Origin of the sequence: Actinomyces oris, from assembly GCF_001937665.1 — a bacterium.
In the GTDB taxonomy this organism is placed as follows: Bacteria; Actinomycetota; Actinomycetes; order Actinomycetales; family Actinomycetaceae; genus Actinomyces; species Actinomyces stomatis.
Window position 1 is genome coordinate 1 of record NZ_MSKL01000040.1, and the last position, 913, is coordinate 913.

At 66.8% G+C, this 913-nt stretch carries 1 protein-coding gene; it reads left to right on the top strand.

What is annotated here, in order from left to right:
• Positions 1-13: 13 nt before the first annotated feature.
• Positions 14-913: DUF5979 domain-containing protein (locus BKH28_RS12955; protein WP_256696068.1), on the top strand; the 900-nt coding region annotated here is incomplete at its 3' end.

A 913-nucleotide genomic window follows, 5' to 3' on the forward strand; every position in this document is an offset into this window, starting at 1 on the left:
TGAGACCGCGCATGTGGGCGACGTGCCGACCGGGTCGTGCACACTCACCGAGAAGGACGCCCCCGTCAAGGCCACGAGCCTGTCAACCACCCTGGCCGTGAACGGCACTGCCGTGCAGGGCGACAAGGCAACCTTCGACGTCCTTGGCGGAGACAACCCCGCCGTCAACATCTCAGCCACCAACACCTACACCCTCAACCGCAGCACCTTCCAGGTGACGAAGACCGTGACGGGCGCACAGGCCGGTGACAAGGAGTTCACCTTTGCCTACACCTGCACCGACGGGACCGAGGGCACGCTGAAGGCCAAGGCCGACGGCGAGGCGGTCTCCGGGCCGAAGGTCCCCACGGGCACGCAGTGCACCGTCACCGAGGACACCAAGGCGGCCGCGATCGACGGCTACACCCTGACGGCCCCGGAGGCCCAGACGGTGACGGTCTCTGAGAAGGACCAGGTGGCCAGCGCCCCCTTCACCAACGCCTACACCCGCGACACGGGTACCTTCTCCATCGCCAAGTCGGTTCAGGGCGGCCCAGAATGGGCGGCCAATGGCTCCTACTCCTTCACCTACACCTGCGGCGGTGACGTGCAGGGAACCCTGACGGTCCCCGGGGACGGGACAGCCGTGTCCTCTCCAAAGATCCCGACCGGGGTCTCCTGCACCCTGGCGGAGGACGCCGCGTCGGCCGCCAAGGACGGGTACTCGGTGGCCTCGACCCTGTCGCAGGACTCGGTGACCATCACCAAGGACCAGACTGTGGCCGTGACCGCCACCAACACCTACACCCGTGATACCGGTACGTTCTCGGTGTCGAAGAGTGTCAAGGGCGACTACGCCCCGCAGGCCGGTGAGACCGTCAAGGTCGGCTACACCTGCAACGACCCCGAGGGCACTAAGGGAACACTCGACGTC